Annotated in this window: 22 protein-coding genes; 9 read left to right on the top strand and 13 right to left on the bottom strand. The window is 71.7% G+C overall.

What is annotated here, in order from left to right; translation table 11 throughout:
- Nucleotides 1-518 precede the first annotated feature (518 nt).
- A complete protein-coding gene (locus tag OG737_RS05365; RefSeq protein WP_328924974.1) occupies nucleotides 519-1,160 on the bottom strand; it encodes a DNA-3-methyladenine glycosylase in 642 nt (213 codons plus the stop codon).
- A gap of 122 nt (nucleotides 1,161-1,282) precedes the next feature.
- On the opposite strand from OG737_RS05365, the gene OG737_RS05370 reads away from it, so the two are divergent.
- The 3 genes from OG737_RS05370 to OG737_RS05380 all read left to right on the top strand — a co-directional run bounded on the left by OG737_RS05370 (nucleotide 1,283) and on the right by OG737_RS05380 (nucleotide 3,306).
- The gene (locus OG737_RS05370) at nucleotides 1,283-2,065 is read left to right on the top strand and encodes a sporulation protein (RefSeq protein ID WP_328924975.1); all 783 of its coding nucleotides are present in this window, start codon (nucleotides 1,283-1,285) and stop codon (nucleotides 2,063-2,065) included.
- A 53-nt stretch (nucleotides 2,066-2,118) separates the two neighbouring features.
- Nucleotides 2,119-2,652 carry a YbhB/YbcL family Raf kinase inhibitor-like protein gene (locus OG737_RS05375; protein WP_328924976.1) on the top strand — a complete coding sequence of 178 codons (534 nt, stop codon included), beginning with the start codon at nucleotides 2,119-2,121 and terminating at the stop codon, nucleotides 2,650-2,652.
- 150 nt (nucleotides 2,653-2,802) lie between these two features.
- Nucleotides 2,803-3,306, top strand: a complete 504-nt coding sequence (locus OG737_RS05380; protein WP_328924977.1) for an HNH endonuclease — start codon at nucleotides 2,803-2,805, stop codon at nucleotides 3,304-3,306.
- 70 nt (nucleotides 3,307-3,376) lie between these two features.
- Here OG737_RS05380 and OG737_RS05385 read toward each other — a convergent pair whose 3' ends face one another.
- The 4 genes from OG737_RS05385 to OG737_RS05400 form a co-directional block, all read right to left on the bottom strand.
- The gene (locus tag OG737_RS05385; RefSeq protein ID WP_328924978.1) at nucleotides 3,377-4,147 is read right to left on the bottom strand and encodes a sulfite exporter TauE/SafE family protein; all 771 of its coding nucleotides are present in this window, start codon (nucleotides 4,145-4,147) and stop codon (nucleotides 3,377-3,379) included.
- A gap of 89 nt (nucleotides 4,148-4,236) precedes the next feature.
- A complete protein-coding gene (locus tag OG737_RS05390) occupies nucleotides 4,237-5,223 on the bottom strand; it encodes an SPFH domain-containing protein (RefSeq protein ID WP_405680127.1) in 987 nt (328 codons plus the stop codon).
- An 84-nt stretch (nucleotides 5,224-5,307) separates the two neighbouring features.
- Nucleotides 5,308-5,739, bottom strand: a complete 432-nt coding sequence (locus OG737_RS05395) for an NfeD family protein (RefSeq protein WP_328924980.1) — start codon at nucleotides 5,737-5,739, stop codon at nucleotides 5,308-5,310.
- A 51-nt stretch (nucleotides 5,740-5,790) separates the two neighbouring features.
- Nucleotides 5,791-6,588, bottom strand: coding sequence for an ABC transporter ATP-binding protein (locus OG737_RS05400; RefSeq protein ID WP_328924981.1), 798 nt, complete (start codon nucleotides 6,586-6,588; stop codon nucleotides 5,791-5,793).
- Nucleotides 6,589-6,721: 133 nt separating this feature from the next.
- On the opposite strand from OG737_RS05400, the gene OG737_RS05405 reads away from it, so the two are divergent.
- Nucleotides 6,722-7,507, top strand: a complete 786-nt coding sequence (locus OG737_RS05405; protein ID WP_328924982.1) for a hypothetical protein — start codon at nucleotides 6,722-6,724, stop codon at nucleotides 7,505-7,507.
- A 96-nt stretch (nucleotides 7,508-7,603) separates the two neighbouring features.
- On the opposite strand, the gene OG737_RS05410 is transcribed toward OG737_RS05405, so the two are convergent.
- The 3 genes from OG737_RS05410 to OG737_RS05420 all read right to left on the bottom strand — a co-directional run bounded on the left by OG737_RS05410 (nucleotide 7,604) and on the right by OG737_RS05420 (nucleotide 9,786).
- A complete protein-coding gene (locus OG737_RS05410; protein ID WP_328930220.1) occupies nucleotides 7,604-7,849 on the bottom strand; it encodes a chaplin in 246 nt (81 codons plus the stop codon).
- Nucleotides 7,850-7,997: 148 nt separating this feature from the next.
- Entirely contained in the window at nucleotides 7,998-8,648 is a 651-nt protein-coding gene (locus OG737_RS05415) for a response regulator transcription factor (RefSeq protein WP_328924983.1), read from the bottom strand.
- On the bottom strand, nucleotides 8,641-9,786 hold the full coding sequence (locus OG737_RS05420; RefSeq protein ID WP_328930221.1) for a GAF domain-containing sensor histidine kinase: 1,146 nt from the start codon (nucleotides 9,784-9,786) through the stop codon (nucleotides 8,641-8,643). Before OG737_RS05420 ends, OG737_RS05415 begins: the two co-directional genes overlap by 8 nt.
- A 173-nt stretch (nucleotides 9,787-9,959) precedes the next feature.
- On the opposite strand from OG737_RS05420, the gene OG737_RS05425 reads away from it, so the two are divergent.
- The 3 genes from OG737_RS05425 to OG737_RS05435 all read left to right on the top strand — a co-directional run bounded on the left by OG737_RS05425 (nucleotide 9,960) and on the right by OG737_RS05435 (nucleotide 12,871).
- Nucleotides 9,960-10,685 (top strand): SDR family NAD(P)-dependent oxidoreductase, encoded by a 726-nt coding sequence (locus tag OG737_RS05425; protein ID WP_328924984.1) that lies wholly within the window; start codon nucleotides 9,960-9,962, stop codon nucleotides 10,683-10,685.
- Between the two features lie 98 nt (nucleotides 10,686-10,783).
- Nucleotides 10,784-11,854, top strand: coding sequence for an S-adenosylmethionine:tRNA ribosyltransferase-isomerase (locus tag OG737_RS05430; protein ID WP_328930222.1), 1,071 nt, complete (start codon nucleotides 10,784-10,786; stop codon nucleotides 11,852-11,854).
- A 309-nt stretch (nucleotides 11,855-12,163) separates the two neighbouring features.
- Nucleotides 12,164-12,871, top strand: a complete 708-nt coding sequence (locus tag OG737_RS05435) for a transglycosylase SLT domain-containing protein (protein WP_328924985.1) — start codon at nucleotides 12,164-12,166, stop codon at nucleotides 12,869-12,871.
- A gap of 88 nt (nucleotides 12,872-12,959) precedes the next feature.
- Here OG737_RS05435 and OG737_RS05440 read toward each other — a convergent pair whose 3' ends face one another.
- A complete protein-coding gene (locus tag OG737_RS05440) occupies nucleotides 12,960-15,497 on the bottom strand; it encodes an FHA domain-containing protein (protein ID WP_405921238.1) in 2,538 nt (845 codons plus the stop codon).
- 249 nt (nucleotides 15,498-15,746) lie between these two features.
- Between OG737_RS05440 and OG737_RS05445 the strand changes: the two genes are divergently transcribed.
- The gene (locus tag OG737_RS05445; RefSeq protein ID WP_405921239.1) at nucleotides 15,747-17,273 is read left to right on the top strand and encodes a streptophobe family protein; all 1,527 of its coding nucleotides are present in this window, start codon (nucleotides 15,747-15,749) and stop codon (nucleotides 17,271-17,273) included.
- Between the two features lie 139 nt (nucleotides 17,274-17,412).
- A complete protein-coding gene (gene serB, locus OG737_RS05450) occupies nucleotides 17,413-18,612 on the top strand; it encodes a phosphoserine phosphatase SerB (protein ID WP_328924988.1) in 1,200 nt (399 codons plus the stop codon).
- A gap of 84 nt (nucleotides 18,613-18,696) precedes the next feature.
- Here serB and OG737_RS05455 read toward each other — a convergent pair whose 3' ends face one another.
- From OG737_RS05455 to OG737_RS05470, 4 genes are all read right to left on the bottom strand, one after another.
- Nucleotides 18,697-19,218, bottom strand: a complete 522-nt coding sequence (locus tag OG737_RS05455; protein ID WP_328924989.1) for a histidine phosphatase family protein — start codon at nucleotides 19,216-19,218, stop codon at nucleotides 18,697-18,699.
- A 99-nt stretch (nucleotides 19,219-19,317) separates the two neighbouring features.
- Complete coding sequence (locus OG737_RS05460) at nucleotides 19,318-19,557, bottom strand: hypothetical protein (protein WP_328924990.1); 240 nt, start codon at nucleotides 19,555-19,557, stop codon at nucleotides 19,318-19,320.
- Nucleotides 19,558-19,702: 145 nt separating this feature from the next.
- The gene (locus OG737_RS05465; protein ID WP_328924991.1) at nucleotides 19,703-19,822 is read right to left on the bottom strand and encodes an SGM_5486 family transporter-associated protein; all 120 of its coding nucleotides are present in this window, start codon (nucleotides 19,820-19,822) and stop codon (nucleotides 19,703-19,705) included.
- Between the two features lie 5 nt (nucleotides 19,823-19,827).
- Nucleotides 19,828-21,138, bottom strand: coding sequence for a CynX/NimT family MFS transporter (locus OG737_RS05470; RefSeq protein WP_405921240.1), 1,311 nt, complete (start codon nucleotides 21,136-21,138; stop codon nucleotides 19,828-19,830).
- Nucleotides 21,139-21,203: the final 65 nt, after the last annotated feature.

Here is a 21,203-nt window from a genome sequence, read left to right on the forward strand (position 1 = left end):
CTTAGAGCGGGCACGTCATGTCGGAATATGACCGACGCGCCACAACGTCCTCGCTGTGTTGTTGCCTGCAAGCACTCCGAAACCGGAGCCTTACAGGGCTTTTTCAAAGGAACCTCATCCACCGAAGTGGACGGGGTATCAACTTCTGGCGTTGATTTTTGGCACGCTGTTGAGTTCTCAAGGAACGGACGCTTCCTTTGTACTCACCCTCTCGGGCTTTCCTCCGGGCTTTCGTTCTGTGTTCTTGCGTTTCCAACTCTACCAGATCATTTCCCCGCCGTTTCCGGCTTGGATTTGAATTCAGTGACCGTTGGAGGTCTTTGCCTTTCGGCGCTCCACCACATTAGCGCTTATCCCTTGCGGCTCATAATCGAGCCACCGGCGGGGAATTCGGGCATGCCGAATAGAACCCCGCCAGGGGTAGATCGCAGTGAGTGGGTTGGCCGCTCCGGGAGGCTGCTGATAGCAGTGACCCGTTCAAGCGGCTCGGACTACGTTAGGCGTCCGGTAGGGCCGAGTCAAGTTGAGCGGCGGCGTGGCGCGTGGGCGCGGTAGGGGCTCACCGTCGGGTCGTGGGTGATCCAGAACCGGTAGGGGTGAGTGGCGCCGGCGCCGCCCACTCCCGTGCGTGGGCCGCTGCTGACCTGGTCGGGCGAGGTGGGGGTGCCCGTAAGAAGGGAGAGGGGGGAATCGGGGCCCCCGCAGAGGTCGGTGCCGTCGAGGGAGCGGTCCACGTCCAGGGCGGCGGCCAGGCGGGCCGGACCCTTGGCCAGTTCTCTCGGGTATCTGGCGGAAACTCGGCGTTTGGCGGCCAGGTCGGCGCCCACCGTGACCTCGCCCGCGCGCACCAGGATCCCGCTGGCGTGGCCGGGCGGGCCGCACACCAGGTTGAGGCTGAACCACATGCCGTAGATGAAGTAGACGTAGGCGTGTCCGGGCGGTCCGAACATCGATGCGTTGCGTGCCGTACGGCCGCGGTAGGCGTGGGAGCCCGGGTCGGACTCCCCTTCGTACGCCTCCACCTCCGTGATGCGCAGTTCGATGGGGCCGTCCGGGGTACGGCGGACCAGGGTGCGGCCGAGGAGCTCCGGGGCCACGGTGAGGACCGGGCGGTCGAAGAAGGTCCGGGGCAGGGGCGTACGGTCGGGGCGCGCGCTCATCCGGTCGAGCGTAGTGGAACGCGTGCACCTGCAACCGGGGCCTAAGGTTCCGCGTCTGAGAGCGTGTTTTCGCAAGCGGTAGTAGCGGCGTAGTCGCCAGATCGTTCAAGGGGAGTTTGAGCATGGGGTTCAAGAAGCTGTTCGCGAGCCTGGGTGCCGGTGGTGCTTCGGTGGACACGATCATCACCGAGCCGAACGTCGTGCCGGGCGGGATCGTCCAGGGCGAGGTCCGGATCCAGGGCGGTTCCGTGGAGCAGCAGATCGAGGGGCTGTCCGTCGGGCTGCAGGCGCGGGTGGAGGTGGAGGGCGGTGACCAGGAGTACAAGCAGGACGTCGTCTTCACCAAGCAGCGCCTCGGCGGTGCCTTCAAGGTGCAGGCCGGCGCGGTGCACGTGGTGCCCTTCGGGCTGGAGATCCCCTGGGAGACGCCGATCACCCACTTCGGGGGTCAGCACCTGCGCGGGATGAACATCGGGGTCAGCACCGAGCTGGAGATCGCGCGGGCGATCGACGCGGGTGACCTCGACCCGATCAACGTGCACCCGGTGCCGGCGCAGCAGGCGATCCTCGACGCGTTCCGGCAGCTGGGCTTCTCGTTCCGCAGTGCGGACATGGAGCGCGGGCACATCCGCGGGACGCGGCAGACGCTGCCCTTCTACCAGGAGATCGAGTTCCTGCCGCCGTCGCAGTACCGCGGGCTGAACCAGGTCGAGCTGACCTTCGTCTCGGACGGCCGGGAGATGGACGTCGTCCTGGAGATGGACAAGAAGCCGGGGCTCTTCAGCGAGGGCAGCGACACCTACCGCTGCTTCCAGGTGGGCCTGCAGTCGTACCAGGGCACCGACTGGGCGGCGTACCTGAACCAGTGGATCGCGTCCGTCGGTTCCCAGCGCAACTGGTTCTAGGCTCCTAGGCTCGGACCGGTACGCGTATCCGATTCCGAGCAGGAGGGTCAGCAGTGACCGAGCAGAGCAGGGCTCCTCTTCCGCACGACTTCCACCCCGAGGTGCACGAGTTCACCGTGACCAGTACGGATCTGGCGCCCGGTGCGGATCTGGGCGACGCCCAGGTCAAGTCGGGCGGGGACGTCTCGCCGCAGCTGCGGTGGGAGGGGTTCCCGAAGGGGACGAAGAGCTTCGCCGTGACGTGCTTCGACCCGGACGCGCCCACGGGCAGCGGGTTCTGGCACTGGGTGCTCTTCGATCTGCCGGCCTCGGTCACCGAGCTGCCGGCCGGGGCGGGCAGCGGGAAGTTCGAGGGGCTGCCCGCCGGGGCCGTGCACGTGCGGAACGACTACGGCACCAAGGACTTCGGCGGGGCGGCGCCGCCGGCCGGGGAGCGCCACCGGTACGTCTTCACCGTGTACGCGGTCGATCAGGAGAAGCTCGGCCCCGGCGAGGACGTCTCCCCCGCCGCGGTCGGCTTCAACCTGCGGTTCCACACGCTCGGGCGGGCCCAGCTGATCGGCGAGTACGAAGCCCCCGCGCGCTGATCTTTTCTCCCGGTGTTTGCCCGGTCCTGGTCTAAAGGCGGCCAGGACCGGGCATTTTTATTGCGTTGTCCCGCGTGGCGCGCGCGGCCAGAGTGGTCGCGGGCCCTACCGCAAGGGTGGTCGCGGGCCTGCACACGGGAGGTGGGCGAGATGCGGGACACGCTGGTACTGAATGCGAGCTTCGAGCCGCTGTCGACGGTGACGCTGAACCGGGCTGTGGTCCTGGTGCTCCAGGACAAGGCCGTGGTCGAACAGTCGCATCCCGAGTTGCGCGTGCGCGCGGCCACCATGGAGCTTCCGATGCCGCGGGTGATCAGGCTCTGCAGGTATGTCCGGGTGCCCTTCCGAAGACATGCTCCCTGGTCGCGGAGGGGGGTGTTGGTCCGGGACCAACACCGGTGCGCCTACTGCGGGAAGCGCGCGACGACCGTGGACCACGTGCTGCCCAGGGCCCAGGGGGGCGGGGACACCTGGCTGAACACGGTGGCCTCCTGCGCCGAGGACAACCACCGCAAAGCGGCCCGGACTCCGGAGGAGGCGGGGATGCCGCTCCTCCGGAAGCCCTTCGTGCCGTCTCCTGCGGACGCCATGCTGCTCGCCCTCGGGGTGGCCGGGCAGGATGCGCTGCCGGAGTGGCTGGAGCGCTCCGCCTAGGCGTGTGCCCCGGCTGTCCCCGGCTACCGCGTAGCCGGGGACGTTGGGCGACGTAACTCTGCTACGTCGTTCAGCGGACCAGCAGCTGGACGATGGCGATGACGCCGACCGTGACGATGACCGCGCGCAGGGCGGTCGGCGGGAGGCGTCGGCCGACCTTGGCGCCGATCTGGCCGCCTATCGTGGAGCCGACGGCGATGAGGGCGACGGCCGTCCAGTCGAATTCTGCGACGAAGAGGAAGACGACGGCCGCGATGCCGTTCACCAGGGCGGCGATGACGTTCTTCACGGCGTTGATCCGTTGCATGTCCTCGCGGAGCAACAGGCCCATCAGGCCGAGGTAGAGCACGCCCTGGGCGGCCCCGAAGTAGCCTCCGTACGCGCTGGCCAGCAGCATCCCGGACAACAGCACGGGTCCGCCGTCGGGGTGGCCGGTGTCGCCTCCCGCGGCCTCCTGGCGCCGGCGCAGGGCGGCGGCGAGCCGGGGCTGGAGGACGACGAGCACGAGGGCGAGTCCGATGAGGACGGGCACGATCGTGTCGAAGGAATCGGACGGCAGGGTGAGGAGCAGGACGGCGCCCGCGAGTCCGCCGACGAGGGACACGGCGCCGAGCCGCACGATGCGGGCGCGCTGGCCCTGGAGCTCCTTGCGGTAGCCGATGGCGCCGCTGATCGAACCGGGCACCAGGCCGAGGGTGTTGGACACGTTGGCGGTGACCGGCGGCAGGCCGGTGGCGAGCAGCACCGGGAAGGTGATCAGGGTGCCGGAGCCGACGATGGTGTTGATGGTGCCCGCGCCGATGCCGGCGGCGAAGACCGCGAGTGATTCCCAGATGGACATGGACTGTGCCATCCCCTTTGCATGAGTGAGTCGCCTCCCCGCCATGAAGGTCGAGGGGCCACTCCGATCATGCAGGAGGGGGTGGCGGGTCAGTCGATGGGGGGCTGTTCGCGGCGGTCCGCGGCGTCCTTGTCGCGGGCTGCGGGGATGCCGCCGCCGTCCTTGCCGGAGTTCTGCGGGTTGAAGCCCGAACCGCCGCCCATGGGGCCGAAGTTGCCCATGGCTCCGGAGAGGCCCTTGAGGGCGTCGCCGATCTCGCTCGGCACGATCCAGAGCTTGTTGGCGTCGCCTTCGGCGATCTTCGGGAGCATCTGGAGGTACTGGTAGGCGAGGAGCTTCTGGTCGGCGTCTCCCGCGTGGATGGACTCGAAGACCGTACGGATGGCCTGGGCCTCGCCCTCGGCGCGCAGGGCGGCCGCCTTGGCCTCACCTTCGGCGCGGAGGATGGAGGACTGCTTCTCGCCCTCGGCGCGCAGGATCTCGGACTGGCGGACGCCTTCGGCCTGGAGGATCGAGGCGCGCTTGTCGCGGTCGGCGCGCATCTGCTTCTCCATCGAGTCCTGGATGGAGGTCGGCGGCTCGATGGCCTTGAGCTCGACGCGGTTGACGCGGATGCCCCACTTGCCGGTGGCCTCGTCGAGGACGCCGCGCAGGGCCGCGTTGATCTCCTCGCGGGAGGTCAGGGTCCGCTCCAGGTCCATGCCGCCGATGATGTTGCGCAGCGTGGTGACGGTGAGCTGCTCGATGGCCTGGATGTAGCTGGCGACTTCGTACGTCGCGGCGCGGGCGTCGGTCACCTGGTAGTAGATGACCGTGTCGATGTTGACGACCAGGTTGTCCTGGGTGATGACCGGCTGCGGCGGGAACGGCACGACCTGTTCGCGCAGGTCGATGCGGTTGCGGATGGAGTCGATGAACGGGACGACGATGTTGAGGCCCGCGTTGAGCGTGCGCGTGTAGCGGCCGAAGCGCTCGACGATGGCGGCGCTGGCCTGTGGGATCACCTGGATCGTCTTGACCAGTGCGATGAAGACCAAAGCCACCAGAATGATCAGGACGATGATGATCTCTGACATGCGGTTCCCCGTGCCCTTCCGGCTGTCTGTGCTGCCCCGTTGAACGGAGTCTCGCAGACCCGCGGGCTGCGAGCAGGCTGCTTGTCACATGACGACGGCGGTCGCCCCGTCGATCTCCACGACGTCCACGGACTGGCCGGGCTCGAAACTGCTGTCCGCGTCGAGGGTGCGCGCGGACCAGATCTCGCCGGCGAGCTTGATGCGGCCGTCGGTGCCGTCGACGCGTTCGAGGACGACGGCGCTGCGGCCCTTCAACGCGTCGATGCCGCTGCGGTGTTGGGGCCGCTGGTCGCGGTGCCGGTTGGCGATCGGCCGGATGACGGCGATCAGCGCGACCGACACGGTCACGAAGACCAGGACCTGGGCCACCACTCCCCCGCCGACGGCCGCCGTGACGGCGGCCGCCACCGCTCCGACGGCGAACATGCCGAACTCCGGCATCGCCGTCAGGACGAGGGGGATGCCCAGTCCGACCGCCCCTATGAGCCACCACACCCATGCGTCGATGTCGTCCACATGGTCATGGTAGGTCCGGTGGGCGCGGTCGGGACAGGGTGCGGGGGCTCGTTACTGGCCGAGGGGCAGACCCTGCGCGGTCCAGCGGTCGTTCCCGTTGCGCTCGACGACCAGCGGGAGGCCGAAGCAGAGCGACAGGTTGCGGGAGGTCAGTTCGAGGTCGATCGGGCCCGCGGTGACCACCTTGCCCTGACGGATCATCAGGACGTGGGTGAAGCCGGGGGCGATCTCCTCGACGTGGTGCGTGACCATGACCATGGAGGGCGCGAGCGGGTCGCGGGCGAGGCGGCCGAGGCGCCGTACGAGGTCCTCGCGGCCGCCCAGGTCCAGGCCCGCGGCGGGCTCGTCGAGGAGCAGCAGCTCGGGGTCGGTCATCAGGGCGCGGGCGATCAGCGTGCGCTTGCGCTCGCCCTCGGAGAGGGTGCCGAACTTCCGGTCGAGGTACTCGGTCATGCCGAGGCGGTCGAGGAAGGCGCGGGCGCGCTGCTCGTCGACCTCCTCGTACTCCTCCTGCCAGGTCGCCGTCATGCCGTAGGCGGCGGTGAGGACGGTCTGCAGGACGGTCTGCCGCTTGGGCAGCTTGTCGGCCATCGCGATACCGGCGATGCCGATGCGGGGGCGCAGCTCGAAGACGTCCACCTTGCCGAGGGTGCTGCCGAGGATGGTGGCGGCGCCCTTGGTCGGGAAGAGGTAGCTGGAGGCGAGGTTCAGCAGCGTGGTCTTGCCGGCACCGTTGGGGCCGAGGATCACCCAGCGCTCCCCCTCCTTCACCGACCAGGAGACCTGGTCCACCAGAGCCCGGCCCTCGCGGACCACGGATACGTCCACCAGCTCCAGAACATCGCTCATGAGCGTGTTGTCACCCCTTGCAGTCACGGTTCTCTGTGCGCCGGCAGGCGCAGCCCCAGGGGAAAACCTACGCCACTCACGGACGGGTCCGGGGCCGGGGCCGGGCCATGCGGCGGGTCCGTAGAGTTGAGGGATGCTTTTCGAACCACGTTCAGGGCGGTTGGCCGCCTGGGGGAACGCGTTGCTGGCCGGTCTGGTCTCGCCCGACGAGGCCGTGTCGTCGATCGTGGGCGGGGACGCCGTGCACCGGGTGGCGGGGCTGCCCGGGGAATCGGGTCCGGTGGGTCTCACGCTGGCGCTGGGGCGGATGCGGGCGCTGGGGGCGACCGGGCTGCGGGTCGCGCTGCCTGCGCCGGGGCATCCGCTGGGACTGAGCGGGCCGCCGGAGTTCAACGCGCGGGCATTGGAAGCCGAGGAGGCGGTCGTCGCGGTGGGTGCGGCGCTGGGGCTCGTGCCGGAGGTGTCCGAGGCCGGGCCCGAGGGGGACGTGCACGTGTCGGTGACCTGGCACTGCCTGCCGGTACGGGAGGCCCCGCCGGCGGACGTGCCGTCGCTGGGCGAGGCGGAGCGGGAGCTCGCGGAGGCGCTGCGCGAGGCGACCGTGGTGCTGACGCGGCTGGACGTGGCGGCGTCGGGGCCGGTGGCGGACGCGGCGCTGTCGGCGTACCGGGCGCGGGCGGAGGCGGGACGGGAGGTCCTGGCCCCGGGCTATCCGCCGCGGGCGGTGCGGGTGCTGGCGCTGGCGCAGCGCGTGGACCTGATGGTTTCGCTGGCGTACGAGAACGGGCACGGGGGTGCGGTGGCCGCCTCGGAGATGGCGGCGCGGGCCGAGGCCTTGCGGCCGGTGGAGCGGGTGACCCGGCGGGCCCTCGTCGCGGCGTACAACGCGGCCGTCGAGGAGCGTGAGCGGGGCCGCTAGGGCCTGTCGTCACAGGGCCTGTCGTCGCCGCGCGGGGACGGCGGCGGCCCCGCTTCCCGGGGAGAAGGTGGAAGCGGGGCCGCGGTCAGGCGGGGGTCAGGCGTTCACACCCGTGTTGCCGAAGGCCGGGTTGAGCAGGCCGATCACGGTGACCGTGTTGCCCACCACGTTCACGGGGACGTGCACCGGGGCCTGGATCAGGTTCCCGGAGGCCACGCCGGGCGAGTTCAGGGCCTCGCCCTCCGCGGACGCACCGCCGTGCGCCGAGGAGACACCGGCGCCGGCGGCGAGGAGGCCGCCCGCGATCATGGTGACGGCTGCGGCCTTCTTGAAGTTCTTCACGTTCTCGTCCTCCAGTACGTCTGCCGCGACCAGCCGTCGCGACACGCCATGGAGAACGGTCACCCGGCGGTCCGGATACGCCATGTGGGCTACATACACCCGACCGTATGAATCTCAGTCCGGAATGAGACGGTCCGGTTCACCCCGTTCACTCGGCGAGCCCGTGCCTGACCGCCCACAACGCGGCCTGCGTCCGGTCGGACAGGTCCAGCTTCATCAGGATGTTCGAGACGTGGGTCTTGACCGTCTTCTCGGAGAGGACGAGCGCGCGGGCGATCTCGCGGTTGGAGCGGCCGTCCGCGATGAGGCCCAGCACCTCGCGCTCCCGATCGGTCAGTGAGCCCGGCCGGCCGGCCGAAGGGCTCTGCTCCTCCTGGGAGAGCAGGGTCACCGCCACCTCGGGCTGGAGGAGGACGTGGCCGGCGTGGACGGAGCGGATGGCTCCGGCCAGGGCGTCGGGATCGATGTCCTTGTAGACGTATCCCGCGGCGCCGGCCCGCAGGGCGGGGATCACGGTCCGCTGCTCCGTGAAGCTGGTGACGATCAGCACCCGGGCCGGGTTCGCCAGCTCGCGGAGCCTGCGCAGCGCCTCGATGCCGTCGGTGCCCGGCATCTTGACGTCCATGAGGATCACGTCGGGCCGCAGCTCCTCGGCGCGGGCGACGCCCTCCTCGCCGTCGGAGGCCTCTCCGACCACCTCGATGTCGTCCTGGACCTCCAGGAAGGTGCGCAGGCCCCGGCGGACCACCTGGTGGTCGTCGACCAGCACCACTCGGATCCGGCTGGGGGTGTCAGCCACCGGGGACCTCCATCTCGATCGTGGTGCCCTTGCCGGGCTCCGAGTGCACGGTGAGCCGGCCCCCGACACCGCTCGCGCGGTCCCGCATGGAGACCAGGCCCAGGTGGCGGCCGGCGCTGCGGACGGCCTGGGGGTCGAAGCCCTTGCCCGAGTCGACGACCTTGAGGACCGCTCCCCCGGCGGGGCCCTTCGCCAGTGTGACCTCGACCCGGTCCGCCCCCGAGTGGCGCAGGGCGTTGTGGAGCGCCTCCTGGGCGACCCGCAGGAGCGCCTCCTCCTGGGTCGCGGGGAGGGCCCGTACGCCGTCACAGGTGAAGGTGACGTGCGCGGTGTGGGCGCGGTCGAGTACGTGGACCTGGGTGCGCAGGGTCGCGATCAGGCCGTCCTCGTCCAGGGCGGCCGGGCGCAGCTCGGTCACGGCGGCGCGCAGCTCGTCGGCGGCCTCCGCGGCCAGTACGGCGACCTGCTGGAGCTCGTCCTTGGCCCGGTCCGGATCCCGGTCCACGAGGGCGGCGGCGGCCTGGGCGGTGAGGCGCAGCGAGAAGAGCTTCTGGCTGACGGCGTCGTGCAGCTCGTGGGCGAGCCGGGAGCGTTCTTCGGCGATGGTGAGCTCGCGGCTGCGCTCGTAGAGCCGGGCGTTGGTGAGGGCGATCGCGGCGTGCTGGGCGAGGAGGGAGAGGAGCTCCTCGTCCTCGTCGGTGAAGCCGTGCCTGCCGCCCGGGGCGCTCTTCTTGTTGGCGAGGAACAGGGCGCCGAGGATCTCCTCGCCGTCCCGGACGGGCAGGCCCAGGAAGTCGGACATCTCGGGGTGGGCCGCGGGCCAGCCCTCGAAGCGCGGGTCCTTGCGTACGTCGGCCAGCCGCTCGGGGCCGTCCTTGTGGAGCATCGCGGCGAGGATGCCGTGCTGGCGCGGCAGCGGGCCGATGCGGCGCCACTGCTCGGCGCTGATGCCGTCCACGACGAACTGGGCGAAGCCGCCGTGGTCGTCCGGGACGCCCAGGGCCGCGTACTCGGCGTCCAGGAGCTCGCGGGCGGAGACGACGATCGTGCGCAGGACGTCGCGGACCTCCAGGCGGCGGCTCATGGCGAGCAGCGCGGTGCTGACGGCGGCCAGGCCGCTGCGGGGGCCGCCGTACACGGGACTACCGGTCATGGCCTCACCGTACCGGCGGGCGTGACCTGCGGGATCGGGCGGTGGACGTAGGTCCAAGGGACGTGTGCGGGTGGGGCCCGCGACCGACGCGGCGGCGGGTGCGGGCTTCCTACGTTGGGGGCATCTGCTGATCGGGACGGAAGGCGAGGGGTGCGGTCATGTCGGTGGCGATCGTGACGGGGGCGTCGAGGGGACTGGGCCGGGCGCTGGCCGGGGAGCTGGCGGCACGGGGCTGGGACCTGGTGCTGAGTGGGCGGGGCGCGGCGGCGCTGGAGGAGGCGGCGGCCGGGCTGGAGCGGGCGGGAGGGGAGACGGGCGGGAGGGCGGGGAGGGTCGTGGCGGTGGCGGGGGACGTGTCCTCGGGGGAGCACCGGGCGGCGCTGCTGGCGTCGGCGCGGGAGCTGGGCGGGCTGGACCTGCTGGTGAACAACGCGGGGGTGCTGGGGGCGGAGCCGCTGGTGCCGCTGGCGGTCCATCCGCTGGACGGGCTGCGCGAGGCCTTCGAGGTGAATGTGGTCGGGCCGCTGGGGCTCCTCCAGGAGGGGCTGGCGCTGCTGCGGGCCTCGGCGGCCGGGGCGGTGCTGAACATCAGCTCGGACGCCGCGGTGGTTCCGTACGCCACGTGGGGTGCGTACGGGGCCACCAAGGCGGCCGGGGACCTGCTGTCGGCGGTGCTGGCGGTGGAGGAGCCGGGGCTGCGGGTGTGGTGGGCGGACCCGGGTTCGATGCGGACGCGGATGATGGCGGCGGCCGAGCCCGGGGAGGACCTGGCGGGGCTGCCGGCGCCCGAGGAGGTGGCGCCGGTGCTGCTGCGGCTGGTGGCGGACGGGCTGCCGAGCGGGCGGTACACGGCCGAGGGGCTGGCGGCGGGGGCGGGGCGGTGAGCGGAGCGGCGAGTGGGGCCGTGAGCAGAGCCACGAGCGGGCGCCCGGCACCACGAGGGACGAGTCCCCGCACAAGGACGAGTCCCTATATAAGGGACATTCCGCCGGACCTTCTGGCCCGGGTGCCGGCCGAGCAGCGCGGGCCGGGTCTGGGCCGGGACGCGGTGCGGCTGCTGGTCTCACGGGGCAGTACGGAGGTGTCGCTGCACGCCTTCCGGGAACTGCCGGAGCTGCTGCGCGCCGGGGACGTGCTGGTGGTCAACACCTCGGCCACGCTCGCGGCCGCCGTGGACGCCCGGCTGGGCGGCGAGGCGGTGGTGGTGCACTTCTCGACCCGGGGCGACCGGGGGTACCCCCGGACGGAGTCCGGGGGAGGACGGTGGTCCGTGGAGCTGCGGACCCCGGCCGGCGGGGGCACGACCGGGCCGCGCGCCGGGGGCCCGGCCGGGTCGGTGGCGCAGCTGCCGGGCGGGCACCGCCTCGTACTGGAGGAGCCCCTCGCGGCGGGGGCGGACCGGCTGTGGTGGGCGCGGCCCTCGACGGACGACGTTCCCGGCCTGCTGCGGGCGTACGGGCGGCCGATCCGGTACGCCTACACGGAACGGGACCAGCCGCTGTCGGCGTACCAGACGGTGTTCGCCGTGCCGCAGGCCGACGGGGCGGGGTCGGCGGAGATGCCGAGCGCCGGCCGGCCCTTCACCGCGGAGCTGGTGGCGCGGCTGGTGAGCCGGGGGGTGCAGTTCGCGCCGCTGACCCTGCACACGGGCGTGGCCTCGCAGGAGGCTCACGAGCCGCCGTACCCGGAGCGGTACGAGGTGCCGGCGGCCACGGCGTGGCTGGTGAACGCCGCCCGGGCGACGGGCGGGCGGGTGATCGCGGTGGGGACCACGGCGGTACGGGCCCTGGAGTCCGCCGCGGACCCGCGGGGGGTGGTGCGCCCGGCCGCCGGCTGGACGGACCTGGTGGTGACGCCGGAGCGCGGGGTGCGGGTGGTGGAGGGGCTGCTGACCGGGCTGCACGAGCCGGAGGCGTCCCATCTGCTGATGCTGGAGGCGGTCGCGGGGCGTGCGGCCGTACAGCTCGGGTACGCGGAGGCGGTGGCCCGTCTCTGCCTCTGGCACGAGTTCGGGGACGTCCACCTCCTCCTCAGGGATGACAGCCGTCACTGAATGCATTGCTGGAGCAACGCGTGGTGAGAACGACGTAAGGGCGATGTGAGCCCCGGCATAGGACCCACATCACTTACGAAGCTCCCTAGTGGAAAAGTGCAGGTCCCGTCAGGGCGGACGGGCGTAGCGCCGGGGCCGGAAATCGGGCCTCGGCGCCCGCCCCTGATCCACTAAGCGGGATCGTACGTCACACCTTTGCCACAGGATTTTGCCGCCGCTAAGAATTGCTCCCGTCGCACAGCACCGCGGATCCCCGGATCCACAAAGCGCCTTCCTGCGACTCCCGCTATTCGAAGAGGTTGCCCCGCCATGTCTGCTTCCCGCACCCCCGGTCACAGTCGTCTGACGAAGGCACACAAGCTGTCCATCGCCGGTGCCGCCACGCTGAGCGCCGCCGCCGTCGCCTTCTCCCTCGTCCCGGCCGGTGCCGCGGAGGCCGAGACCATCTCCGCCGCCCCCGTCGCCTGGTCCCAGGCCGTGAACGGCGCGCAGACGAAGGCGCTGTACGGCCACCTCTCCACGCAGCACGTCATCGCCGACGCGAACGCCAAGGCCGTCGCCGCCAAGGCCAAGGCCAAGGCCGACGCCGACGCCAAGGCCAAGGCCGCCGCCAAGGCCAAGGCCGAGGCCGCCGCGAAGAAGGACCGCGCGCAGAAGGCGACCGCGAGCCGCTCCGCCGCCCGCACCCCCGTCTTCGCGAACAACCTGGACGGCTGGATCAAGGAAGCCCTCTTCATCATGAAGAAGGAGGGCATTCCGGGCACCTACGCCGGAATCCACAAGAACATCATGCGCGAGTCCAGCGGCAACCCGATGGCGATCAACAACTGGGACATCAACGCCCAGAACGGCATCCCCAGCAAGGGTCTGCTCCAGGTCATCTACCCGACCTTCAAGACGTACCACGTCAAGGGCACCAAGTTCGACCAGTACGACCCGGTCGCCAACATCGTCGCCGCCTGCAACTACGCGGCCGACCGCTACGGCTCGATGGACAACGTCAACAGCGCCTACTAGGACGCCGACGGCATCAAAGCCCCCCAGCGCCTCAGGGCGGCCCCCGGAACACCGGGTGCCGCCCTGAGGCGTTTCGCGCGTACGCGGACTACTTGCCGGCGCGCATGACCTCCGGCTCGTGACGGCGCAGCAGGCGCTGCACCGCGAAGCCGCAGGCGATGCCGAGGAGCAGCAGGATGATGATGTCCACGCTCCACTGGCCGACCGTGTGCTCCCACAGCGGGTCGGTGTTGGTCGGGTTCTGCTGGTCCCACGGCGGCATGAGCACGCCGAGGTTCAGCGTGGTGCCGGCGGCGGCGACGGCCCAGCGGGACGGCATCAGCCAGGCGAACTGCTCCAGGCCCGGGGAGTCGTACACCTGGAAGAGGATGCCGGTGAAGACGACCTGGATGATCGCGAACATGACCAGCAGCGGCATCGTCTTCTCGGCGGTCTTCACCAGCGAGGAGATCACCAGGCCGAACATCATCGAAGTGAAGCCGAGCGCGGTGACCGAGAGGCAGAGCTCGACGGCCGGGGGCATGAGCAGGCCCTCGGTGGGCAGGTCGCGCGGGGTGAAGCCGATGGCGCAGATGACCACGCCCTGGACGGCCGTGATGAAGCCGAGGACGATCACCTTCGACATGAGGTACGCCGACCGGGACAGACCGGTGGCGCGCTCGCGCTCGTAGATGACCCGTTCCTTGATCAGCTCACGGACCGAGTTCGCGGCGCCCGAGAAGCACATGCCGACACAGAGGATCAGCATGATCGTGCCGGCGTCGCCGTTGAACCGGGACGGCGGCTTCGGCGGCGCGAGGCCGAAGGTCGCCGGGATGACCGTCGAGACCACGCCGAGGACCGCGGGCAGGATCAGCATCAGGGCCATGAAGCCCTTGTCGGACGCGATCACCGAGACGTAGCGGCGGATCAGGGTCCACAGCTGGTCGCCCCAGCCCTGTGCCTTCGGCGGCATCATCTGCTGCGGCGGCATCGCGACGGCCTGCGGCGCGACCGCGTCGAGGTCGGCGGCGTACAGCTGGTAGTGCTGCGAGCCCTTCCAGCGGCCGGCCCAGTCGTAGTCGCGGTAGTTCTCGAACGCCGAGAAGACGTCCGCCCACGTGGTGTAGCCGAAGAAGTTCAGCGCCTCGTCCGGCGGGCCGAAGTACGCGACCGAGCCGCCCGGAGCCATGACCAGCAGCTTGTCGCAGAGCGACAGCTCGGCGACGGAGTGGGTGACGACGAGGACCGTGCGGCCGTCGTCGGCGAGGCCGCGCAGCAGCTGCATGACGTCGCGGTCCATGCCCGGGTCGAGGCCGGAAGTCGGCTCGTCCAGGAAGATCAGCGAGGGCTTGGTGAGCAGCTCCAGGGCCACGGACACGCGCTTGCGCTGACCACCGGAGAGCGCGGTGATCTTCTTGTCCTTGTGGATGTCGAGCTTGAGCTCGCGCAGGACCTCGTCGATGCGGGCTTCGCGCTCGGACGCGGCGGTGTCGCCGGGGAAGCGGAGCTTGGCCGCGTACTTGAGGGCCGTGCTGACCCTCAGCTCCTTGTGCAGGATGTCGTCCTGCGGGACCAGGCCGATGCGCTGGCGGAGCTCCGCGAACTGCTTGTACAGGTTGCGGTTGTCGTAGAGGACGTCGCCCTCGTTGGCGGGCCGGTAGCCGGTCAGCGCCTTGAGCAGCGTCGACTTTCCGGAACCGGACGGGCCGATGACGCCGATGAGCGACTTCTCCGGCACGCCGAAGGTGACGTCCTTGAGGATCTGCTTGCCGCCGTCGACCGTGACCGTGAGGTGGCGGGCCGAGAAGGAGACCTCGCCGGTGTCGACGAACTCCTCGAGGCGGTCGCCGACGATCCGGAACGTCGAGTGGCCGACGCCGACGATGTCGTTCGGACCGAGCAGCGCGGTACCGGACTTGGCCAGCGGCTGGCCGTTGACGTAGGTGCCGTTGTGGCTGCCGAGGTCGTGGATCTCGAACCGGCCGCCGGGCATCGAGCGGAACTCGGCGTGGTGGCGCGAGACCTGGAGGTCGGAGACCACCAGTTCGTTCTCCAGCGCACGGCCGATCCGCATGACGTGACCCAGCGACAGCTGGTGGAACGTCGTCGGGCTGCGGTCGCCCCCTTGGTGCGCGGCACCCTGCGCCGGGCGGGCCGCGGCGGGGCCGCCGCCCTGCTGGTGCGGGAAGTGCGGCGCCTGCTGCGCCTGCTGCGCGTGCTGCTGCTGTTCCCAGGCCTGCTGCTGAGGCTGCTGCTGAGGCTGCTGCTGCGGCGCCTGGTACGCGGGCGCCTGCGGCTGGGCGTACGCCTGGGCCTGCTGGGCCTGCTGGGCCACGGCCGGCTGGGGCGCCGCGGCACCGACAGGATTCAGCCGCGGGCCGTCGGTGGCGTTGCCCAGGTGGACCGGCGTGCCGGGCACGAGTTCGGCCTGCTGCACCCGGGCCCCGTGCACGTAGGTGCCGTTGGTGCTGCCGTGGTCCTCGATTCCCCAACCACGGCCGTTCCAGCTGATGGTGGCGTGACGCCAGGACACCCGGGCGTCATCGATCACCACGTCTCCCTGGGGGTCGCGCCCCAGCGAGTACGACCTGGACGGATCGAGCGTCCAGGTCCTTCCATTCAATTCCAGTACGAGTTCCGGCACTCCAGCCCCACTTAAGTCCCCCGAGAATCCCCCATGACGTCAGGGAGTCTAGGGATGGCGAACATCCGGGGGAACTATTTCAGGCCCACGGCCACATGTGGGAATCCGGGCCTTGCCAGGGCGTCTACGACTGCCCGTTGACGAGGGCGAAAGTCACCCGGAGAGTGAGATACGGGACTTCTCGACCGAGCTTCTCGACCGGGCGTCCCACCCGGACCGCTCCGCTCGGCTCGCATCGGGGGACCGCTCATGCGCCGCATCCGTCGGGGAGACGTCCTGCTGTCCGCCGTCGCCGCCGTGGGCTGGTCGCTGGTGGTGATGATGGTGGTCGCGGCGCTCGGGCTCCACCTGCTGGGCGCCGACGGTACGGGAGGCTCGCTCGGAGCGATGACCGCGGCCGTGGTCGTCCTGGCCGTGGGCGGCACCGTGACCCCTTCCTGCGATCTGCCGGTCCTCGGGGTGGCGGGGGCGGGCGCCGAGGCCTCACTGGACGTCGTGCCGTTGGGTGTGGGGCTGGCCGGGGCCCTCGTCCTGGCGCGGCTGTTCCTGCGGTCGGTACGGGTCGGGGCCGCCGCCGAGACGGCCGCCCGGGTGGTGGTGGTCGCGGCGCTGCTCGTCACCGTGGCGGGCGCGCTGGCCTGGGTCGGGCACGATGTCGTCACCCTCGACGGGGCCGTGCTGCCGAGGACCCCGGCGAAAGTGGAGATCCCCGGGATCGGGGACATCGGCGGGCTGCTCCCGGACCGCGTCGGGGACCTGATCGGGCCACGGGCCCGGGTGGGGTTCTCGGTGGAGCCGGGGCCGACGCTGCTGGGCGCGGGGGTGTGGGCGGTGGCGGTACCGGCACTGGCCCTGCTGATCTCGCGGCGCGGGCCCGCCCCGCTCGCGCGGCTGCGGCCGGCCGTCTCGGCGGTGGTGACGATGCTGCTGGTGGCGGTGGCGGCCGGACTGGCTGCGGCGGTGTGGGCGGCGCTGGGCGACGAGCACCCCGGACGGGTGCTGGGGGCGGCGCTGCTGGGCGCGCCGAACGGGAGCTGGGCGGGGGTCCTTCTCGGGCTCTTCGTCCCACTGAGCGGCCGGGCCTCGGGGGCGTCGGCCCGGGTGCTGCCGGATCCGCTGGACGAGCTGCTGACGGGCTCCGCGCGGGAGCCGGTGACGGTGGCGCGCCTGGCGGAGTACGACGGGCGGGTCTGGCTGCTGGTCGCGGGGGCGGCGCTGCTGCTGCTCTGCGCGGGGGTGCTGGCCGCCGTACGGACTCCGGGGCGCGGGATCGCGGGGTGCGCGGCGCGGCTGTCGGCCGTGACCGGGGTGGCTCTGGCGGGGCTGGTGTGGCTGACCGGGTTCTCGGCGGATGCATCGCTGGCGGTACTGGGGGTGGACGCGGTGGACGCCGGGGTGGAGCTGCGGGGGTCGGTCCCGCTCGCCCTGGCGCTGGGCGCGGCCTGGGGCGCGGCGGCGGGCGCGGCGGGCGCCCTGCTGACCCGGCGCCGCCGGAGCCGCCTGCCGGAGGCGGGGCCGGGCTCCGGCGCGGCCGCAGCCGGCGTCCCGGCGTGGCCCGACCCCGGCGCGCCGACGGCCGCGTACGGCCGGGGGCCGGCGCCGGGCCGGGTGCAGCCGTACCCGGATCCGGATGTCTCCTGGGACGTGACGGTCACCGGCATCCCGCCGCGGCCGCCGAAGCCGCCGAAGCCGGCCCGGCGGCCGCCCTTCACCCCGCCTCCCCCGCCGGGAGCACCGCCGCCGCCGAAGCCTCCGGGGCCTCCGGGGCCGCGGTGACCGCCCCGGCTCCGACGGACGGAGTCCGGCGCAGCGGCCCGCCGAGGAAGAGCCCGGAAGAGCGCGGAAGAGCGCGGCGCGTTCACGACGTGGGACGGGGGTCCTGTCCTGGGGGCGGGGAAGATACGGTGAGGGCACCATGAGCGCTTCGCAGACCTCCGACGTCCCCACCCTCCTCGTCAAGATCTTCGGCAAGGACCGTCCCGGGATCACCGCCGGGCTGTTCGACACCCTCGCCGCCTACTCCGTCGACGTCGTCGACATCGAGCAGGTCGTCACCCGGGGCCGCATCGTCCTGTGCGCCCTCGTCACCAAGCCCGCCGGCGGCGCCGAGGGCGAGCTGCGGGCCACCGTCCACAGCTGGGCCGAGTCGCTCAAGCTGCAGGCCGAGATCCTTTCCGGTACCGGCGACAACCGGCCGCGCGGCAGCGGCCGGTCCCACGTCACCGTGCTCGGGCACCCGCTCACCGCCGAGTCCGCGGCGGCCATAGCGGCCAGGATCACCGCGACCGGCGGCAACATCGACCGCATCTTCCGCCTCGCCAAGTACCCGGTGACGGCGGTGGAGTTCGCCGTCTCCGGCACCGAGACCGAGCCCCTGCGCACCGCGCTTGCCACCGCCGCCGCGCAGATCGGCGTGGACGTGGCCGTCGTCTCGGCCGGGCTGCACCGCCGGGCCCAGCGCCTGGTCGTGATGGACGTGGACTCGACCCTGATCCAGGACGAGGTCATCGAGCTCTTCGCCGCGCACGCCGGGTGCGAGGCGGAGGTCGCCGAGGTCACCGAGCGCGCGATGCGCGGTGAGCTGGACTTCGAGCAGTCGCTGCACGCCCGCGTGGCGCTGCTGGCCGGACTGGACGCCTCCGTCGTCGACAAGGTCCGCGCCGAGGTGCAGCTGACCCCGGGCGCCCGGACCCTGATCCGTACGCTGAAGCGGCTCGGCTACCAGGTGGGCGTGGTGTCCGGCGGTTTCACCCAGGTGACGGACGATCTGCGGGAGCGGCTGGGGCTCGACTTCGCCTCCGCCAACACGCTGGAGATCGTCGACGGGAAGCTGACGGGCCGGGTGACCGGCGAGATCGTGGACCGGGCGGGCAAGGCCCGGCTGCTGCGCCGCTTCGCCGCGGAGGCCGACGTACCGCTGTCGCAGACGGTGGCCATCGGCGACGGCGCCAACGACCTGGACATGCTGAACGCGGCCGGGCTGGGCGTGGCCTTCAACGCCAAGCCGGTGGTCCGCGAGGCCGCGCACACCGCGGTGAACGTGCCCTTCCTCGACGCGGTGCTCTACCTGCTCGGGATCACCCGCGAGGAGATCGAAGCCGCCGACCTGGCCTGATCCGCTCCGTACGCAGACACGGGAGGGCCCCGGCAGCCGCACCGGCCGCCGGGGCGCTTCCACGTCAGGGGTCCTCGGGCCCGGTCAGTGGTCCTTGGGCGTCCAGAAGTCGACCAGTGTGCCCACGCCGTGCTCCAGGGACTTCCACGAGCCGGTGAAGGAGACGACGGCGAGGGCCGCGGTCGGGAATCCGGTCCGGGTCATCCGCGCCAGCGTGTCGTCCTGCGCGCGCCCGGAGAGGGCGTCGGCGAGGGCGTGCATGCCGGGGTTGTGGCCGATGACGAGGAGGTCGGTGACCTCGTCGGAGGTCTCGTTCAGCAGGGCGATGAGCTCGCCCAGCGAGGCGTCGTAGAGCCTCTCCTCGTACGAGGTCTTCGGCCGGTGCGGCATCTCCTGGACGGCGAGCTTCCAGGTCTCGCGGGTGCGGGCTGCGGTGGAGCAGAGGGCCAGGTCGAAGGCGATGCCGGTTTCGGCGAGCTTCAGACCGACGGCCGGTGCGTCCTTGCGGCCCCGTTCCGCCAGCGGGCGGTCGTGGTCGGACACCTCAGGCCAGTCGGCCTTGGCGTGCCGGAGGAGGGCGATCCTGCGGGTTGTGTCGGCGCTCATGGCTCCCAGCTTCGCATGAAACGGGCCACGGGGCGCAGGGTGTTGAAGGCCCTCACACGGTGGTGGGGCAGACCCCGGCGCACCCCGGGCGTACGTGGTTCAGCCGACGGCGCGCAGGAGCTGCTGGGTGACGTGGATCAGCCCGGTGGCCTCGCCGGTGGCGGCGTGGGCCTCGCCGGATCCGGCGAGGAGGAGCAGCAGGAGGCCGAAGGCGAGCGCGGGCAGGGCCAGGGCCCACCAGTGCAGGCGGGCGTCGGCGCCGTGCCGGGTGCCGGCGGCGGCCCGGGCGGCGGCTCGAGGGCCGGACGGGAGGGAGCGGGTGTGCGTGGGGGCCGACATGGCCGCCTCCGGGGTGCTGACGGGGACTGGCTCGCTCCTTCGAATCTATGGATCCGAAGGAGCGGTTCCCATCCGGGGCGCACCCCAGTTCACCCTGACCCTGGCCCCCTAGGGGTTGGTGGGGATAACCCCACCAGCCTCCCGGTCAGGGGGAGGCGATCGACGCGATGACGGAGATGATCACGGTCACGACGAGCATCGCGCCGAGCACGAGGCCGAGCTTCCTGCGGCCGTGCTGCGGGTTCGGGTCAAGTACGGGCGACATGCCGCTCAGTCTCGCATGCCGCATTCGTCCTCGATCGTGCGGTCCCGTCCGGCCAGGATCCCGAGCGCGATCTGCGGGACGAGCAGTCCGGCCATGAGGGCGAGGGGCAGGTCCCAGCCGCCGCTGTGCTGGTAGAGGGTGCCGATGACCAGGGGCCCGGGGATGGAGATGAGGTAGCCGGTGCTCTGGGCGAAGGCGGAGAGCTTGACGACGCCGGCCGGGGACTTGGCGCGCAGTCCGATCATCGTGATGACGAGGGGGAAGGCGCAGTTGGAGACGCCGAGCAGGAGCGCCCAGGCCCACGCGCCCGCGGCCGGGGCGAAGTAGAGCCCTAGGTACCCGGCGAGGCCGAAGAGGCCGAGGGTGACGGCGATGGGGCCCTGGTTCCGCATCCGGCCGGCCAGGCCGGGGATGACGAAGGCGAGCGGGACGCCCATGACCATGGTGAGGGCGAGCAGTACGCCGGCGGCGGAGGCGGAGACGCCGGCGTCGCGGAAGATCTGCGGGAGCCAGCCCATGGTGACGTACGCGCCGGTGGCCTGGAGGCCGAAGTAGCAGGCCAGGGCCCAGGCGGTGCGGCTGCGGACGACCCGGGGACCGGTGTCGGCCCGTACGGCGGTCCCCTCCCCGGAGCCGACGGCCGCGGCCTCGGCCCGTGCGGCGCGCCGCGAGGCGCGGGCGATGGGCAGCCAGGGCAGTACGGCGGCCAGTGCGAGCACGGCCCAGATCATCAGGCCGGTGCGCCAGCTGCCGCCGAGGGCGCCGGTCAGCGGGACGGTCGCGGCGGCGGCGAGCGAGGTGCCGGCGGCCAGCGCCATGGAGTACAGGCCGGTCATCGTGCCGACCCGGTCCGGGAAGTAGCGCTTGACGATCACCGGGAGCAGGACGTTGGTCACGGCTATGCCGGCCAGGGACAGCGCGCTGGCGGCGAGGAAGGCGGCCGCGTTGTCCGCGAAGGGGCGGATCAGCAGGCCCGCGGCGACGGCGGCCATGCCGGCGCAGACGACGGCGGCCGGGCCGAAGCGGCGGGACAGCCGGGGCGCGGTGACGCCGAAGACGGCGAAGCAGAGGGCGGGGACGGAGGTGATGAGTCCGGCGACGGTGCCGCTCATGCCGAGGCCCGTGCGGGTCTCCTCGAAGAGGGCGCCGAGGCTGGTGATGGCGGGCCGCAGGTTGAGGGCGGCCAGCACGATTCCGACGATGAGCACCGGACCGAGCCACGTGGGGGCGACGTGGACGGGGGCGGGAAGAGGCCGGTCGGGGGCGGTGCGCACGACCGGCGGGCGGTTCATGGTCTGGAGTTCTTCGTCGGGCATTCAACCATCATAGAATCATGGGATGATTGGTTGTCCAGTCGCCCTCAGTGGAACGAAGAGGAACA

Origin of the sequence: Streptomyces sp. NBC_00122, assembly GCF_045160845.1 — a bacterium.
Lineage (GTDB): Bacteria > Actinomycetota > Actinomycetes > Streptomycetales > Streptomycetaceae > Streptomyces.

Excerpts from the sequence above, each read along its gene's own strand:
- OG737_RS05470 (WP_405921240.1), bottom strand. The coding sequence starts at position 21,138 with ATGCCCGACGAAGAACTCCAGACCATGAACCGCCCGCCGGTCGTGCGC.
- OG737_RS05465 (WP_328924991.1), bottom strand. The coding sequence starts at position 19,822 with ATGTCGCCCGTACTTGACCCGAACCCGCAGCACGGCCGCAGGAAGCTC.
- OG737_RS05390 (WP_405680127.1), bottom strand. The coding sequence starts at position 5,223 with ATGTCAGAGATCATCATCGTCCTGATCATTCTGGTGGCTTTGGTCTTC.
- OG737_RS05380 (WP_328924977.1), top strand. The coding sequence starts at position 2,803 with ATGCGGGACACGCTGGTACTGAATGCGAGCTTCGAGCCGCTGTCGACG.
- OG737_RS05400 (WP_328924981.1), bottom strand. The coding sequence starts at position 6,588 with ATGAGCGATGTTCTGGAGCTGGTGGACGTATCCGTGGTCCGCGAGGGC.
- serB (WP_328924988.1), top strand. The coding sequence starts at position 17,413 with ATGAGCGCTTCGCAGACCTCCGACGTCCCCACCCTCCTCGTCAAGATC.
- OG737_RS05425 (WP_328924984.1), top strand. The coding sequence starts at position 9,960 with ATGTCGGTGGCGATCGTGACGGGGGCGTCGAGGGGACTGGGCCGGGCG.
- OG737_RS05365 (WP_328924974.1), bottom strand. The coding sequence starts at position 1,160 with ATGAGCGCGCGCCCCGACCGTACGCCCCTGCCCCGGACCTTCTTCGAC.
- OG737_RS05460 (WP_328924990.1), bottom strand. The coding sequence starts at position 19,557 with ATGTCGGCCCCCACGCACACCCGCTCCCTCCCGTCCGGCCCTCGAGCC.
- OG737_RS05445 (WP_405921239.1), top strand. The coding sequence starts at position 15,747 with ATGCGCCGCATCCGTCGGGGAGACGTCCTGCTGTCCGCCGTCGCCGCC.
- OG737_RS05385 (WP_328924978.1), bottom strand. The coding sequence starts at position 4,147 with ATGTCCATCTGGGAATCACTCGCGGTCTTCGCCGCCGGCATCGGCGCG.
- OG737_RS05370 (WP_328924975.1), top strand. The coding sequence starts at position 1,283 with ATGGGGTTCAAGAAGCTGTTCGCGAGCCTGGGTGCCGGTGGTGCTTCG.
- OG737_RS05455 (WP_328924989.1), bottom strand. The coding sequence starts at position 19,218 with ATGAGCGCCGACACAACCCGCAGGATCGCCCTCCTCCGGCACGCCAAG.
- OG737_RS05435 (WP_328924985.1), top strand. The coding sequence starts at position 12,164 with ATGTCTGCTTCCCGCACCCCCGGTCACAGTCGTCTGACGAAGGCACAC.
- OG737_RS05405 (WP_328924982.1), top strand. The coding sequence starts at position 6,722 with ATGCTTTTCGAACCACGTTCAGGGCGGTTGGCCGCCTGGGGGAACGCG.